10 protein-coding genes are annotated in these 16,775 nt (G+C 68.4%); 8 read left to right on the forward strand and 2 right to left on the reverse strand.

All coding sequences use genetic code 11. The features are described from left to right. The first annotated feature begins 88 nt into the window (after nucleotides 1-88). Nucleotides 89-1,063, forward strand: a complete 975-nt coding sequence (locus tag CFB81_RS25875; RefSeq protein ID WP_256976340.1) for an alpha/beta hydrolase — start codon at nucleotides 89-91, stop codon at nucleotides 1,061-1,063. 54 nt (nucleotides 1,064-1,117) lie between these two features. On the opposite strand, the gene CFB81_RS25880 is transcribed toward CFB81_RS25875, so the two are convergent. Then, nucleotides 1,118-3,448, reverse strand: coding sequence for a TonB-dependent receptor (locus CFB81_RS25880; RefSeq protein WP_089436957.1), 2,331 nt, complete (start codon nucleotides 3,446-3,448; stop codon nucleotides 1,118-1,120). A gap of 431 nt (nucleotides 3,449-3,879) precedes the next feature. On the opposite strand from CFB81_RS25880, the gene CFB81_RS25885 reads away from it, so the two are divergent. From CFB81_RS25885 to CFB81_RS25915, 7 genes are all read left to right on the forward strand, one after another. After that, nucleotides 3,880-5,601 (forward strand): methanol/ethanol family PQQ-dependent dehydrogenase, encoded by a 1,722-nt coding sequence (locus tag CFB81_RS25885; protein WP_069617477.1) that lies wholly within the window; start codon nucleotides 3,880-3,882, stop codon nucleotides 5,599-5,601. A 79-nt stretch (nucleotides 5,602-5,680) separates the two neighbouring features. After that, on the forward strand, nucleotides 5,681-6,886 hold the full coding sequence (locus CFB81_RS25890; RefSeq protein ID WP_069617478.1) for a c-type cytochrome: 1,206 nt from the start codon (nucleotides 5,681-5,683) through the stop codon (nucleotides 6,884-6,886). 103 nt (nucleotides 6,887-6,989) lie between these two features. Beyond that, entirely contained in the window at nucleotides 6,990-7,304 is a 315-nt protein-coding gene (locus tag CFB81_RS25895; RefSeq protein WP_089436958.1) for a high-potential iron-sulfur protein, read from the forward strand. Further along, entirely contained in the window at nucleotides 7,288-9,168 is a 1,881-nt protein-coding gene (locus tag CFB81_RS25900; RefSeq protein WP_089436959.1) for a sigma-70 family RNA polymerase sigma factor, read from the forward strand. The genes CFB81_RS25895 and CFB81_RS25900 overlap by 17 nt, the downstream gene beginning before the upstream one ends. A 250-nt stretch (nucleotides 9,169-9,418) precedes the next feature. Continuing rightward, nucleotides 9,419-11,401: an acetate--CoA ligase gene (acs, locus tag CFB81_RS25905; RefSeq protein ID WP_089436960.1), complete on the forward strand. Its 1,983-nt coding sequence runs from the start codon at nucleotides 9,419-9,421 to the stop codon at nucleotides 11,399-11,401. Between the two features lie 215 nt (nucleotides 11,402-11,616). After that, nucleotides 11,617-12,687 carry a porin gene (locus CFB81_RS25910; protein WP_089436961.1) on the forward strand — a complete coding sequence of 357 codons (1,071 nt, stop codon included), beginning with the start codon at nucleotides 11,617-11,619 and terminating at the stop codon, nucleotides 12,685-12,687. Between the two features lie 228 nt (nucleotides 12,688-12,915). Then, on the forward strand, nucleotides 12,916-14,322 hold the full coding sequence (locus CFB81_RS25915; protein WP_089436962.1) for a methyl-accepting chemotaxis protein: 1,407 nt from the start codon (nucleotides 12,916-12,918) through the stop codon (nucleotides 14,320-14,322). Nucleotides 14,323-14,344: 22 nt separating this feature from the next. Here the strand turns inward: CFB81_RS25915 and pbpC are convergent, their stop codons facing one another. Next, entirely contained in the window at nucleotides 14,345-16,768 is a 2,424-nt protein-coding gene (gene pbpC / locus CFB81_RS25920) for a penicillin-binding protein 1C (protein WP_089436963.1), read from the reverse strand. Nucleotides 16,769-16,775 lie beyond the last annotated feature (7 nt).

The following is a 16,775-nucleotide window of genomic DNA, read 5'->3' on the forward strand; positions in this document are numbered from 1 at the left end:
TGCCCGGCCGCATGGCGGTTGCCTCCCGATTCCCCGGACCCCTATCGACATGACACGTCGCCCGAATCGATCCACGCCGTCGCACGCAATGCGGGCCTTGCCCGACGCATCGGCGTCACCGGTCACGCCCGTTCGCGGACGTCTGCACCGGGACGCGCAATCGATCGCGTTCGCCGTGGCCGGCGCCACGCAAGGCCATCCGGTCGTCGTGCTGCACGGCGGGCCCGGCAGCGGCAGCCAGGCCGGCATCCTGCGGCTGTTCGACCTGGCCCGCGTGCGCGTCGTGCTCGTCGACCAGCGCGGCGCGGGCGCGTCGACACCGCGCGGCGGCACGCGTCACAACACCACCGCGCGGCTGATCGCGGATCTCGAAGCCGTGCGCGCGCAGCTCGGCATTGCACGCTGGGGCGTCGTCGGCGGATCGTGGGGCGCCGCGCTCGCGCTCGCGTATGCGGGCACGTATCCGGAACGGGTGACAGGCGTCGTGCTGCGCGGCCTGTTCCTGACGTCGCCACGCGAAGTTCGCGGGCTGTTCATGACGTCCCGCACGCGTGCGCCGCGCGAATGGCGGCGCCTGCATGCAGCGGCAGGCGGCCGGGCGGATCGCCTGCTGTCGCGCTGCGCGGCGGGGCTGCGCCACGGCGCGAACACAGCCCGGCAGCGCGCCGTCGCGCTCGCGTGGCACGCATACGAAAACGCGGTCCTCGGGTCGGCACGCACACGCCGCTCGCCCGTGCGCGCGGTCCGGTCCGAGAAGACCATCGGCCGGCTGATCGACAAATACCGGATCCAGGCGCACTACCTGCAACACGATTGCTGGCTCGGCGAGCGCCGCGTGCTCGCGCTCGCGCGACGGGCCGCACAGGCCCGCGTGCCGCTGTTCGCCGCGCACGGGACGGACGATCCCGTTTGTCCGGTCGGCAACGTCGAGCGCCTTGCGCGCGCCGTGCCCGAAGCGAACGTCGAGCGCGTGAAGGCCGGGCATCTGGCAAGCGACCCGGCATTGGCGCGCAGCGTCGCCCGCGCCGTGCATGCGATGTTCGCGACGGTGCCGTTCACGTGACGGCCCGGAGCCCGGTCGTGTCACGACGGGACCGCCCACGCGGCCGCATCATGCTCAATCCCACGCATAGCGCATACCGGCCCACGCGCCGCGCGGCGCGCCCGGCCCGACGAACTGCTCGTTCACCGGATTCGCGCCGTCGAACGTATGGTTCGGCCCGTTGAAGAAATTCTGGCCGAGTGCGCCGAAGCTCGCGTAGCGCTTGTCGAACACGTTCGTCACGCTCGCGAACACCTCGAACCGCTTCGTGACCCGGTAACGCATGTCGAGATCGACCAGCACGTAGCCCGCGATCCGGCCGTTCACGTCCCCGTTGTTCTCGTCGCCGCGCGCGTACACGCCGCTGCGCCATGCGACGTTCGCGCCGATGTCCCACGCGGGCGTCGCCGCGTAGTCGAGCCGCAGCTTCACCGTATGCGCGGGAATGCCGGGGATGCGGTCGCCCGCCCTGACCGTCACGTTGCCGTTCGCATCGGCCGTCGAATTCGCGGGGCTATGTTCGATCCACGACGATCGGTAGGTCGCATCGACATGGCTGTACGACAGCCCGACACCGAGCGGGCCGAACCGCGTGCGGCCGGCGAGCTCGATCCCTTGCCGCCGCGTATCGCCGACGTTGCGGAAGTAGCCCTGCGCGCTGGCCGGGCTGCTGATGAACTGGATGTCGTCGGTCAGCGTCGTGCGGTAGGCCGCGGCGCTCCAGGTCGTCGCCGCGCCGATGCGGCCGCGCACACCGGCTTCGAACGTCTTCGAGATCACCGGCTTGAGCGCCGGGTCGGCGATGAAGTCGTTCGGCAGCGAACACGGCGCGGCCGGATCCGCGCACGCGAGTTCGATCGCGGTCGGCGAACGCATGCCTTCGTTGTAGGCCGCATATGCGGTGAAGCCCGCGACCGGGTTCCAGTTGAGCCCGACCGCCGGGTTGAAGCGCGAGAACACATGGGTGCCGTCGAGCAGCGGCTGCACGCCGCTCTCGTCGCCGATCTGCGCTTTCGACCAGTCGTAGCGGCCCGACAGCGTCACCGTCCAGTGCGGCGTCAGCGACAGCGCGTCGCTCAAGTACACGCCCACATTCGCGTTGCGCGTCTTCGCGCTGGTCTGCCGGACGAAATCGCCGATGCCGATCGCCGCGCGCGCATCGGTGAAAGACGCGTCCTGCGATGATGCAACGTAGCTCGAGTTCGCGACGTCGGCCGAGACACCCGCGACCAGCCGGTTCGCCATCCCACCGAGCTTGCCGAGCAGCGTGAGCTGCATGCTGCCGCCGTAGCTGTCGGTGACGATCGTCGATTGCGCGTTGCTGCCCTGCACCATGTCGACCGTGCCGTCGTCGTTCACCGATCCGTAATCCGTATTGTTGTTGCTGCTTGTGTTGGCGTTGCGCAGGTGCCGGTAGTACGCATTGCCGCTCAATTCGACGTTTTCACCGAAAAAGCGGTCGCCCGACAGCGTCAGGTAGCCGGCGCTGTTGCGGTTCCGGTCCGGGTACGTATACGCCTGCTTCCGGTTGTCGAGGAACGAGCGCGGGATCGTCTGGGTGCCGGACAGCGTGTTGTCCGCGCCGCCTGCGGCGATCGACAGCGTCGTATCCGCATCGGTGTAACGCAGCTTGCCGAACGCCTGTCGCACGCGGCTCGCGTTATGGTCGGCCCAGCCGCCGTCGTTCGCGACGTTCGCGGTCGCGTAGTAGTCGAGATTCGGGCCGATCGTGCCGCCCTGCTCGATGCTGGCGGTCTTGCGGCCCCACGCACCGCCCGACACCTCCGCCTCGCCGCCCGGGCTCGACCTGCCGTTCTTCGTCGTGATCGCGAGCGCACCGCCGAGCGTGTTGAGCCCGTACACCGGGTTGGAGCCCGGAATCAGCTGCACGCGGTCGATCGCCTGCGTGGGCAGGATGTCCCAGTTCACGACGTCGCCGAACGGCTCGTTCACGCGCACGCCGTCGACGAACACCGACAGCCCCTGCGGCGTGCCGAGCAGCGGCGACGCGGTGAAGCCGCGATAGTTGACGTCCGTCTGGTACGGGTTGCCCTGCGCATCCGAGATCGTCACGCTCTGCAGGTTCGCGGCGAAGAAATCGGCGAGCGTCGCGCGGTGCTGCACGTCGAGTTCCGCCGCACGCACCGTCTGCACGTTCGCCGGCACCTTTGACAGCGGCGTGCCGATCCCGAGCAGCGGCGTCGTGCCGACGACGACCACCGCGGGCAGCACGATGGCCGGCTCGGGCGGCGCGATCGCGCCGCCGTCGGCCTGCTGCTGCGCGCGCACGCTGCCGGGCGGCAGGCCGAACAGCGCCAGCACGCCGACGGTCGTACCGATGCATCGCGCACGCCGGCCGCGCCGCGTCGCGCCGTCGCGCGCGGCTGCCTTTGGTCTCCTGATCATTCCGTTGTCTCCGCATTTATATTCCGCCGGGCCGTGCGATGCACCGCGCGGCGCCGCGTTGTCGCGAAGCCCGCGTGCGAGAACCGTGCCAGCACCGCGAGCGCAAGCGGTGCGCGCTGCGCCGCACCTCGCTTTGTGAAAGGCATGCGTGCAACCGGCGGCCCGCTGTTCAGCAGACTGCGCCACCTGTCATGTTTGGCAACACTTCGCGCGCGACGGTGTACCTGAATGCAACACCTGCGCTGACGCCATGGCGCGCGTCGTCGATCGCCCCATCGCACGCGATGCGCCGGCGTGCCGCGCCACACCGCCTTCCTGCCGCGATGGCATGCGATTTGCGTAACGGGCAGTGCACTCGGCCCGGAAACCCCACCGTGCCGGCGCGACGAATCGTTCGCGACGGTGCGACCACAATGACCCAGGAGACAACCATGAAGAAACTCTCGGCTTCAGCGAGCCGGCTGGCGACGATCGGCATCGCGGTGGCAGCCGCCGTCGCGCTGAACCCCGGCCTCGTCGAAGCGGCCGCGGACTACCCGGCCGTGACCTACCAGCGCCTGACCGATGCACACGGCGATCCGGGCTGGCTGACCTACTACCGCACCTACGACGGCCGCTCGCATTCGCCGCTCAAGCAGATCGACACGTCGAACGCGAAGGATCTCAAGCAGGTGTGGGCGTACAAGTTCCCCGCCGACCTGAAGCAGGGCTTCGAGGCCACGCCGATCGTCAACGGCAACTACCTGTTCGTGACGACGCCGAAGGACAACGTCTACGCATTCGATGCCAAGACCGGCAAGCAGCTGTGGAAATACGAGCCGAAGCTCGGCGCGGCCTCGTTCAAGACCGCGTGCTGCGACGTCGTCAACCGCGGCGTCGCGCTGTACGGCAAGAACGTCTACATCGCGATGCTGAACGGCGAAATCGCGGCGCTCGACGCGCAGACCGGCAATCTCGTGTGGAAGAAGCAGATGTTCGAGCCGGGCCTCGGCTACGCGTTCTCGCTTGCGCCGCTCGCGATCGACGGTGCGATCGTCGTCGGCACGTCCGGCGGCGAATACGGGATTCGCGGCTACATCGCCGCGCTGAATCCGGAGGACGGCTCGCAGGTCTGGAAACGCTACACGATCCCCGCCGCCGGCGAAAAGGGCGCGGAAACCTGGCCCGACGGCATGCAGAGCCACGGCGGCGGCGCCGCGTGGCTCACCGGCACGTACGACGCCGCGTCGCGCACGCTGTACTGGGGCGTCGGCAACCCCGGCCCGTGGCTCGCTGCGCTGCGCCCCGGCGACAACCTGTATTCCGACTCGCTGCTCGCACTCGATGCGAAGAGCGGCAACCTGAAGTGGCACTACCAGTACACGAACAACGACACGTGGGACTACGACGGCGTGAACGCGGCCGTCCTCGCGGACATCAAGTACAAGGGCAAGGACTACGACGCGATCATCCACGCGGACCGCAACGGCTTCTTCCACGCGATCGACCGCACGACCGGCAAGCTGATCTACGCGACGCCGTTCGTGAAGGCATTGTCGGTCACCGGCTACACGGAAGACGGCAAGCCGATCCAGGACGCATCGAAGTTCCCGAAGGCCGGCACGACGATCGAGACGTGCCCGAGCTTCCTCGGCGGCAAGAACTGGTGGTCGATCTCGTACGACCAGGAACGCAACATCGCGGTCGTGCCCGCGCTGCATGCGTGCATGAGCCTGACCGGCAAGTCGGTCAGCTACATGGAAGGGTTGCCGTATCTCGGCGAAGGCTTCGAGATCAAGCCCGAACCGGGCAGCGAAGGCTACGGCGAACTGACGGCCATCGACGTGAACACCGGCAAGAAGCTGTGGAGCCACTGGTCGAAGAAGCCGTGGAACGGCGGCGTCGCGACCACCGCGAGCGGCCTCGCGTTCAGCGGCTCGCTCGACGGCCACCTGTATGCGTTCGATACGGCGACCGGCAAGGTGCTGTGGGAAAGCCCGCAACTGGCGAGCGGCATCATCTCGCAGCCGTCGGTGTACGAGGTCGACGGCAAGGAGTATGTCGCCGTGCTCGCCGGCTACGGCGGCGCGAACCCGATCTGGGGCGGCCCGATGGCGGACATCGCGAAGGACGTTCCGCGCGGCGGCACGCTTTACGTGTTCGCGCTGAACTGACCCGGCGCCACGCCCGAGTCGCGCCCGCATGCGCCCGATGCGGGCGCGACGCCCCACCCGCTTCAACCGGACACAGACCATGAATACTCGCCTCACTTTCGTTACCGTCGCCAGTCTGCTCGCCGTGGGCGTGGCGCTGACACCGGCAGCCGCGTCGGCCGGCGTGCGCGTCTGCACGCTGCCCGGCAGCCCGACCACCGCGCTCGACCGCTCCGTTGCCCGCGAAGTATTCCGCGCCGCGGGCATCGTCGCGACCTTCAACACACGCGGCGTCGACGACAACGGCGACGACGACGGCATCTCCGCCAGCGAGCTGACGAAATCGCTCGAACGCGACTGCGACGTGATCGCCGGCTTCCCGCGTTCGGCGATCGCCGATGCGTCGGGATCGAAAATGACGTTCTCGCAGGGCTATCTGCGCTCCGGCTACGTCAGCGTGTCGCTGCCCGATGCGCAAGCGCCGTCCGGCGCCAAGGAAACGATCGCGGCCACGTACGGGAGCCCGTCGCAACTGATCGCCGCGCAGCAGGCAAACGCGCGCTTCGACCTCGAGAACACGAGCGAGAAAACGATCGGCGCGCTCGCCGCGGGCCGCGCGCAGCGCGCGATCGTCTGGTATCCGAGCGTCGTCGCGTACGAGCGTGCCCATCCGAAACAGCGGTTCAAGGTTGCGGCGACATCGTCGCCGTACTCGGACTGGCAACTGTCGTTCGCATTCGGGCCGGGCAAGGACGCGCTGCAAAAGCGCATCGACGCCACGCTGTCGCAGATGAGCGGCAACGGCCGTCTCGCATCGCTCACGCGCGGCTGGACGCTTCCCGCCGACATCGCGCAAGCCGCCGCCACGCACGCGCCCGGCCGGTTTCTCGACGGCGCGGTCGCGTCCGCGCAGCGGCCGGCAAGGAGCGGCTTCATCAAGGTTTCGACGAGCGAAGGCAGCGGCGTCCCGTCGTTCGACCAGGCGCAGGTGCAACACGGCAAGAAGCTCTACGGCGATGCGTGCGCGAAATGCCACGGCGACCAGCTCGAGGGCAATACCGCGCCCGCGCTGAGCGGGGAATCGTTCGCGCCCGAGGGCAAGTCGCACATCACGGTCGGCGGCATCTTCCTGTACATGTCGAGCAACATGCCGGCCGATCGCCCCGGCAAGATGACCGCACAGGAATACGAGGACCTGATGGCGTTCCTGCTTTACTCGAACGGCTACGACGCGTCGCAGAGCAAGCTGACCGCCGATATCGCCAACGCGTCGAAGGCGCCGCTCATCGCCGGGCCGCGCAAGTAACTTTCCCGCCCGCTTTCGTTTCGGTCGACCGCCGCGCCGGGCAGCATGCCCGGCGCGCGGGCCCGGCTTTTTCCTTTCCTTTCATTTCGTTCAGGACGACACCATGATCTCCCGCCATCGCAGAACCTTCATCGTGCAGGCCGCCGGCCTGTGCGCCACGCTCGCGGCCGGCACACGCGCATTCGCGGCCGCCCCGCCCGTCGACGAAAACGACGCGACAGCGAAGACGCTCGGCTACCGCGCCAAGGCGACCACCGTCGACGCGGGCAAGTTTCCGAAATATCAGGCCGGCCAGACGTGTTCGAACTGCCGTTTCTACAAGGCTGCCGCCGGCGAATCGGTCGGTACGTGCCCGATGTTCGCGGGCAAGACGGTTGCCGCCGAAGGTTGGTGCAACGTCTATGCCAAGCTCGCTTGATGCCGGGGCCGCCCGCGAGCGCGACGACGCGTCGCGTCGCGGCGCGGATGCCGAACGCGCGGTAAATCTGCATGCGCTGATCGCGCTGGGCATCGACCGCGGATACGTGACGCCCGGCGAAATCGCCGACGCGTTGCCCGACGAGACGGTCGAACGCGCGGACGTCGACGCAGCCGCGTCGATGCTGCGCGAGTTCGGCATCGACGTACGCGAGCATGCCGGCGAGCACGCTGCATGGACGCTCGAACGTCATTTTGCGCGGGTGTCGGAAGTCGCGTCGTCGCTCGCCGACGCATCGACGCCGCTCGCGGCCGACGACCTGCTCGCGGGCCGGACCAACGATCCGGTCCGGCTCTACCTGCGGGAAATGAGCGCGACGCCGCTGCTCGAACGCGACGAAGAGATCGCGCTCGCGCTTCATCTGGAAAGCGGACGCGCCGCATGCGTCGACGCATTGAGCCGCGATCCGGCGGCACTCGCCGCCGTCGCGGCGATCGCGGACGACATCCGTGCCGGCAAGGTGGCGGCGTCGGCTTACGTGACGGGGCTTACCGGGGATGTCGAATCGCCTGCAAACATGCTGACGATGTTGCCCGACGATCCGGCCATGGTGTCGCCGATGTCGGACGATGCGGCCGGCCCTTCGGTCGACAGCCCCGCGTGGCACGATACGGTCGTCGAAGCGCTCGAGCGCGCCGGTGCGCTGGCGCCGGCCATGCAGCATGCATTGCACACGGACGGTTTCGCGTCGGCCGCTTGCCGGGCGCTGCTGCGCGAAGCTGCCGCGTTGACCGGCGCCATCCGCTTCACGTCGCGCGCGATCGAACGCATCGGGCAAGCGAACCGCGAGCGCGCGGCCCGGGCGCGCACATTCGAAAAGCGGCTCGTCGACACGCTGGCCGCCTCGGGCATCCGTACGCCATCCGCACGCCACGACCTCTTCACGCCGTGCGACGACGTGTACGCATGGCTGCACGCACGCAGCGCCGCGCACCCCGACTGCGCCACCGCCCTCGCCCGCCATGCGCCGGCGCTGATCGACGCACGCAGCGCGCTCGCGCGCGTCGCCGCTCAGTCGCCGTTGCCGCTCGACATCGCGATCGCGCTCGACGCGCGCTTCTCGCGTATCGAGCGGACGATGCAACCCGCGAGAACGAAGCTGTTCCAGAGCAACCTGCGGCTCGTCGTGTCGGTCGCCAAACGCTATACCGATCGCGGCCTGCCGTTCTCCGATCTGATCCAGGAAGGCAATATCGGCCTGATGAAGGCCGTCGATCGCTACGATCACCGGCGCGGCTTCAAATTCTCGACCTATGCGACCTGGTGGATCCGGCAGGCGATCACCCATGCGCTCGCCGATCTGGGGCGCACGATACGCGTGCCCGCGCATACGGTCGATGCGCTCAACAAGCTGTCGCGGCTCGCGCGCGTCCATCGGCAACGAACCGGCGACGTCGCCGACGCGCGCGCGCTTTCCGCGCAGATGCGGTTGCCGGTCGACAAAGTGCGCGAGCTGATGGGCATCGTGCGCGAACCGATCTCGGCCGACCTGCCGGTTTCGCCCGATCACGACCTCACGCTGTGCGACGTCACGATCGACCCCGACGCGCCGACGCCTGAAGAAGCCGCGAGCGCCGGCCAGTTGCGCACGGCGGTCACTGCACTGATCGATTGCCTCCCCGCTCGCGAAGCGTGGATTCTTCGCCTGCGCTACGGGATCGACGTCGACAACGAGTATTCGCTGCGCGAGATCGGCCGGCAACTGAATCTGTCGGCCGAACGCGTTCGTCAGCTCGAGGTGGCGGCGCTCGAACGCATCCGGCAATTCAGGCACGCACCGGCACTGCGCTCGCTGCTTGCCTGACGCGGCGGTGCCGGACGAGCGCCAGCCGGATCGCACACCCGACTGCTCAGGACTGCAACACGCCTGCTGCATTTGTGAACGCCTCGCCGCATCGCGATACCGTCCGCAAACCCGACGGCCTGGCTGAATCGGGCATCACGCGCCCGGCTGTCGCGGGTTTTGCCGCAGCCGCGCACCGGTCGCACAACTGGCATGCATGTTGCGTTTTCCCGAGCACCGTCTGGAATCACACGAACGCAGGGAGACACGCTTGTCCAAGATCGAATCGGTTCTTCACGAAACCCGTCAGTTCGCGCCGCCCGCGGCGCTCGAGAAGACGGCGACCATTTCCGGCATGCCGGCCTATCGCGCGCTCGTCGCCGAGGCCGAGCAGGATTACGAAGGCTTCTGGGCGCGTCTCGCGCGCGAGGGCCTCACGTGGCACAAGCCGTTCACCAAGGTGCTGGACGAGAGCAACGCGCCGTTCTACAAGTGGTTCGACGACGGCGAGCTGAACGCGTCGTACAACTGCCTCGACCGCCACGTCGAAGCCGGCAACGGCGAGCGCGTCGCGGTGATCTTCGAGGCCGACGACGGCACCGTCACCCGCGTCACCTATGCGGATCTCCTCGCACGCGTGTCGCGCTTCGCCAATGCGCTGAAGAAACGCGGCATCGGCAAGGGCGACCGCGTCGTCATCTATATTCCGATGTCGATCGAAGGCATCGTCGCGATGCAGGCCTGCGCGCGTATCGGCGCGACGCACTCGGTCGTGTTCGGCGGCTTCTCCGCGAAATCGCTGAACGAGCGGCTCGTCGACGTCGGCGCGGTCGCGCTGATCACCGCCGACGAGCAGGCGCGCGGCGGCAAGACGCTGCCGCTCAAGAGCATCGCCGACGAGGCGATCGCGATGGGCGGCTGCGACGCGCTCAAGAGCGTGATCGTCTATCGCCGCACCGGCGGCAAGATCGACTGGCATGCGGAGCGCGACCTGTGGATGCACGAGCTGACCGACGGCGAGTCCGACACGTGCGAGCCGACCTGGGTCGGCGCCGAGCATCCGCTGTTCATCCTGTATACGTCGGGCTCGACCGGCAAGCCGAAGGGCGTGCAGCACAGCACCGGCGGCTACCTGCTGTGGGCCGCGCAGACGATGAAGTGGACCTTCGACTGGAAACCCGACGACGTGTTCTGGTGCACGGCCGACATCGGCTGGGTCACGGGCCACACGTACATCACGTACGGGCCGCTCGCGTGCGGCGGCACGCAGGTCGTGTTCGAGGGCGTGCCGACTTATCCGGACGCCGGCCGCTTCTGGAAGATGATCGCCGACCACAAGGTCACCGTGTTCTACACCGCGCCGACCGCGATCCGTTCGCTGATCAAGGCGGCCGAAGCCGACGAGACGGTCCACCCGAAGCGCTATGACCTGTCGAGCCTGCGCATCATCGGCACGGTCGGCGAGCCGATCAATCCGGAAGCGTGGATGTGGTACCACAAACACGTCGGCCACGAGCGCTGCCCGATCGTCGACACGTGGTGGCAGACCGAAACCGGCGGCCACATGATCACGCCGCTGCCGGGCGCGACGCCGACCGTGCCGGGCTCGTGCACGCTGCCGCTGCCGGGCATCATGGCCGCGGTGGTCGACGAGACGGGCCAGGACGTGCCGAACGGGCAAGGCGGGATTCTCGTGGTCAAGCGTCCGTGGCCCGCGATGATCCGCACGATCTGGGGCGACCCGGAGCGCTTCAAGAAGAGTTATTACCCGGAAGAACTCGGCGGCACGCTGTATCTGGCCGGCGACGGCACGGTACGCGACAAGGAGACCGGCTACTTCACGATCATGGGCCGGATCGACGACGTGCTGAACGTGTCGGGCCACCGGCTGGGCACGATGGAGATCGAGTCGGCGCTGGTGTCGCACGAGCTCGTGGCCGAGGCGGCGGTGGTCGGCCGTCCGGACGACACGACGGGCGAGGCGGTCGTGGCGTTCGTCGTGCTCAAGCGTTCGCGCCCGGAAGGCGACGAAGCGGCGGCGCTCGCGAAGACGCTGCGCGACTGGGTCGGCAAGCAGATCGGGCCGATCGCGAAGCCGAAGGACATCCGCTTCGGCGACAACCTGCCGAAGACGCGCTCGGGCAAGATCATGCGGCGCCTGCTGCGATCGCTCGCGAAGGGCGAGGCGATTACGCAGGATACGTCCACGCTCGAGAATCCGGCCATCCTGGAGCAGCTGAACCGCTCGATGTGACACCGCCCGCCACGGCGGGCCTATCGCTTCACCGCGGCGCCGAAGCACGACCGCTTGCCCGTTTACCACGCCGGGCTCGCGGCCGCGTTCGCGCCGGCGACAAGCATCGCCGTGCGTTCCCCGACGGCACGGCATGCAGGCGGCTCGCATCGCTTCCGCCATTGCATTTTTAATTAGTCGTACGTATTACAACATTCACAAAACGGAGACAGACGATGAAAAAAATGACACAAACGATTTGCGCGGCGTTGCTCGGCACGGCAGCGAGCACGAGCAGCTTCGCGCAGAGCAGCGTCACGCTGTACGGCGACCTCGACGCCGCATTGCTCTATACGAGCCGGTCGCTCGATTCGGCAACCGACGGCAACGCCGGGCGCCAGTTCGCGCTGACCGATACGGGCATGACGCCGACCAACTTCGGCATCACGGGCACCGAGGATCTCGGCGGCGGGCTGCACGCACGATTCAAGCTGGAAAGCGGCTTCAACATCACGGACGGCGCGTTCGGCCATTCGAACGGCAACTTCTTCGGCCGCCAGGCGTGGGTCGGGATCGACGGCGCATTCGGCGAAACGAAGGTCGGTCTGCAGTTCTCGCCGTTCGTGCTCGCGATACTCGGATCGGATCCGCGCAACGTTTCGCACTTCGGCGCCGCGCTGGTGCCATATGTCGACAACGTGCTCGTCACGGGCCTCTTCAACCCGAACGCGATTTCGTATACGAGCCCGACGATCGCCGGGCTGACGGCCAGCGCGATGTTCGGCTTCGGCGGAAAGGCCGGCGACTTCCAGGCGGGACGCCAGTATTCCGGCAGCGTCACCTATACGAACGGCGGCTTCATGCTCAACGCGGCGCTCTACGACGGCAACGGCGGCACGTCGCCGACGCCGGTGCCGAGCACGGTCGCGTTCGTCGGCCGCACGATCGGCGCCGCCTATACGTTCGGGCCGGTGACCGGCAAGGCATCGTTCACGAGCTACAAGGTCGCCGGCTCGTTCAGCAACAACGTGTATAGCGCCGGCCTCGACTATCGCGTCACGCCGGCCCTCGACCTGAACACCGGCGCGTGGTACACGACCGACCGCAACGATTCGCACAATCATTCGCTGCTCGCCGCGATCGGCGCCGACTACAGCCTGTCGAAACGAACGGGCCTGTATGCGCAGGTCGGCGTGGTCAACAACCACGGCGCGATGAATACGGGCCTCGGCATCACGGGCGGCGCATTGTACGGATTGCCGGGCACGACGGTCGGCGTCAACGCCGGCATCCATCACGTGTTCTGACACGGCGCCCGAGCACGGGCGGCCGCCTCGCGCCGCCAGTCCGACCACGGATTCCTCACGCGAACGTCGTGCAAACGCGCCCCGCCCGGCGCCGGCCCCGCCATCCGGCGCGCCGATCTCGATGTTTACCCGACCTCAAGTCCGCGGCCGTGCGGCCGTCAAGTCAGGAACGCATGCGCGACATCCACCGGGAACCCGGCGCGCGTGCCCTCAAGGAGACCCACCAACGTGAACCTCTTCGGAATCGGCCGCGGCCGCCGTTCGTCGCGCGCGCTCGTCGGCGACATCGCCGAGCAGGCCGGCAGGCTCGGCATCGAGATCTGCGACGTGTCGGGCCACGTCGAGGAAGTCGCGGCCCGCGTCGCCCGGCAGGCGGAGGTCTGCCACACGCTGCGCGAATCGGCCGCCCTCACGCTGCGCGGCAACCACCGGATCGCCGAGGCCGCGCAGCAGGTGCGGGACGTCAGCGCCAATGCGTCGAATGCGGTCCGGCAGTCGCAGCAGACGATCGAGGCGTCGCTCGCCGACATTCACGGGCTCGTCGAGGGCGTCACCACGATCAGCGATCAGATGGGCGCGCTGCGCGACGCGCTCGATCATGTGCGAGCCGTGTCCGAGGAAATCTCCGTCATCGCGCGCCAGACCCACCTGCTCGCGCTGAACGCCGCGATCGAGGCCGCGCGCGCCGGCGAGTCGGGCCGCAGCTTCGCGGTCGTCGCGGCCGAGGTCAAGAACCTGTCCGCGAAGACCGGGCAGGCGACGGCCCAGATCGAGACGACGCTCGCGCGGCTCGCCGAGCAGACCGAACACCTGCTCGCGGAAGGCACCGACAACGCCGCCCGCGCGCATCGCGTGCGCGAGGGCACGCGCACGATCGGCGAGGTCGTGCACGCGACCGGGCACGCGATCACCGAGCTCGCGGGTGAAGCCGAACAGATCGCATCGTTGACGGACGAGATCGAGGCGCAGTGCCACCGTCTCGACGAACAGGTGGGCGAGATGGCGTCCGGCGTCGAGAACTCGGCCGACAACTTCTCGCAGGCCAAAGACCGCCTCGGCAATCTGCTCTCCGTCTCCGAGACGCTGATCGAGCTCACCGCCGCGACCGGCATCGAATCGCCGGACACGCGCCTGATCGATACCGCGCGGAGCACGGCCGCCACGATCAGCAAACTCTTCGAGGAAGCGGTCGCCCGCGGCGACATCGCACTCGACGCGCTCTTCGACGCGCACTACGAACCGATTCCGGGCACCGACCCGCAACAGTTCATGACGCGCTTCACGGCGTTCACCGACCGTGTGCTGCCGGCGATCCAGGAGCCGGTGCTCGACGTCGACGCACGCGTCGTCTATTGCGCGAGCTTCGACCGGCAGTGCTACCTGCCGACCCACAACCGCAAGTTCTCGCTGCCTCAGCGCGCGGACGCCGCGTGGAACGCGGCGAATTGCCGGAATCGCCGAATCTACACGGACCGCACGGCGCGCATGTCCGTGGCGCATGACAAGCCGTTCCTGTTGCAGACCTATCGGCGCGACATGGGCAACGGGCAGTTCGTGCTGATGAAGGACGTGTCCGCGCCGATCGTCGTCGGCGGACGGCCATGGGGTGTCCTGCGGATCGGCTACACCGTTTGAACCGGCGCGGGTGGGCCGCGCCTTACTGCTCGAGCCCCACGCCCAGCGGCCGCTGGTCGCTGCGCCCGTGATCGTCGACCACCCGCACCGTATAGCTGCCGGCCGTGCGCGGCTGCCAGAACAGCGCGTCGCCCGGTGCGCTGCGGCCGACATACGCGTCGTTGACGAACCAGTACAGCGCATGCGCGCTCGCATCGGCGGTCGCGTTGAACGCGATGCGCGTTTCGTCGGTACTTTTCACGCGCATCGCATACGTACTGCCGCGCAGCGGCGACGTGATGCGCGGCGGATCGCCTTCGAGCTGCCCGGCATCGCGACAATCCGCATTCTGCGGCGGCCGCCGGCGCGGAATGCCGGCCTGCGCGAACACCTGCTGCAAGTCCGACGGCCAGAATTCGAAGACCTCCGTATGCGTGCGCTTGCCGTCGTACGGCGGGCAGGCGGCCTTCCCCGTCGCATCGTCGATCACGACGGGCCGGTGCACGGTGCTCACGCGAATCGGCGACGTGCCGGGGATGAACCACGTCCAGCCTTGCTGCGGACACCACTCGTTCGGCAGGTCGCCGCTCGCGAGGCAGACGCGCACGCGCTTCAGTTTCGCCGGCACCGCGCGCGGCGGCTCGACGAGCGTGCGCTCGGCATTCAGCGCATCGACGACCTGAAAGAACAGCGGCGCCGCCGCATCGACACCGACGAACGCGGTATTGGTCGAATTGTCGAAATTGCCGACCCACACGACCAGCACGTACGGGCCGAACACGCCGGCCGTCCACGCATCGCGAAACGACCATGACGTGCCGGTCTTCCAGTACACGGGCACGCTCGACGGCTGCGCGCCGCTCGTTTCGTCGGGGCGCAGGTGCTGGCGCAGCATGTCCATCGTCATGTAGCTCGCTTCGGCGCTCAGCAGGCGCCGGCCGGGCAGCGCGGGCTCGTCCGCGCGCAGCCGCAGCGGCCGGAACTCGCCGCGGTTCGCGAGCATCGCATACAGCGCCGCGAGATCCTGCATCGTCACCTCGCCGCCGCCGAGCACGAGCGCGAGCCCGTAGTGCTGCGCGCTTGCGAGCCGGCGCACGCCGGCGTCCCGCAGGAACCGGTACAGGTCGGGCGACTTGAGCTGCGACGCGACCCACACGGCCGGCACGTTGCGGCTGCGGTTCAGCGCGTCGGTCGCCGTGATCGGCCCGAGGAAATGGCCGTCGAAGTTCTCCGGCGCATACGGGCCGAACGAAGTCGGCACGTCGCGCAGTACGGTCTGCGGATGCAGCACGCCCTGGTCGAAGCCCAGTGCATAGATGAACGGCTTGAGCGTCGAGCCCGGCGAGCGCCGCGCGAGCGTGCCGTTCACCTGCCCGTCGATCGTCCGGTCGAAGAAGTTCGCGGAGCCGACCAGCGCCTTCACGCCCATGTCGCGCGTATCGACGAGTATGGCCGCCGCGTTGCGCACGCCGCGCGTATCGTTGCGCGCGACGTAGCGTGAAATCTGCCGTTCGAGCGTGCGTTGCAGGTCGAGATCGACGGTCGTCGCAAGACGCGCGCCACCATCGCTGTCGCGGTTGCCATCGTCCGCCGCGCCGCGCGACATCGTGCGCCACGCGCTGCGCGCGGCCAGCGCCTGATCGACCGCATGCGGCGCGTCGAACGGCAGCGCGGACAGCGGCCGCATCGCGAGCGGCAACGCGAACAACGGCTTGAGCGACGCATCGCCCGGGTGCTTCGTCAGCCAGCGCGCATATAGCCGATTGCGCGACGCGGCCAGCGCGCGGTTGATCTCGTCCTGCCCGCCGCGCACGCGCCGCGCCGGGTCTTGCGGAATCACCGCGAGCGCGAGCGCCTCGGGCAGCGTCAGCGCATCGGGCATCCGGTCGAAATAGACGACGCTCGCGGTGCCCGCGCCTTCGACGTTGCGGCCGTACGGCGCGTCGTTCAGATACGCTTCGAGAATCTGCCGCTTCGAATAGAACAGTTCGAGCTGCACCGCGCGGGCGACCTGCTCGAGCTTGCCGGCCGGCGTGCGCGTGTTCAGCTTCCACAGCGAACGCGCAAGCTGCATCGTCAGCGTCGAGCCGCCTTGCGGATTGCCGCCGCGCACATAGGTGATCCACGCGCCGCGCAAGAGCCCGTACGGATTGAAACCCGGATGCCACCGGAACCAGCGGTCCTCGTGCAGCTTCACGGCTTCGACGAGCTGCGGCGACATCCGGTCGAGCGGCACCCACAGCCGGTAGCGATCGTCCTTCGCGAGCGTCAGGCGCAGCAGCCGGCCGTGAGCGTCCGTCACCGCGACCGACGACGGTTTCCAGTCGCGCAGCGGCGGATGCGGCCACAGCCTGCACGCGGCCAGCACGCCGAACACGAGCAGCGTGCCGACCAGCCAGTTCTGCCAGCGATGCAGCCAGCGGCCGGCGCCGTGCAGCGCGCGCCGGAGCACGGATGCGTCAGCCATGCCCGCT

It is taken from the genome of Burkholderia sp. AU28863 (genome assembly GCF_002223195.1).
GTDB classification, from domain to species: Bacteria; Pseudomonadota; Gammaproteobacteria; order Burkholderiales; family Burkholderiaceae; genus Burkholderia; species Burkholderia sola.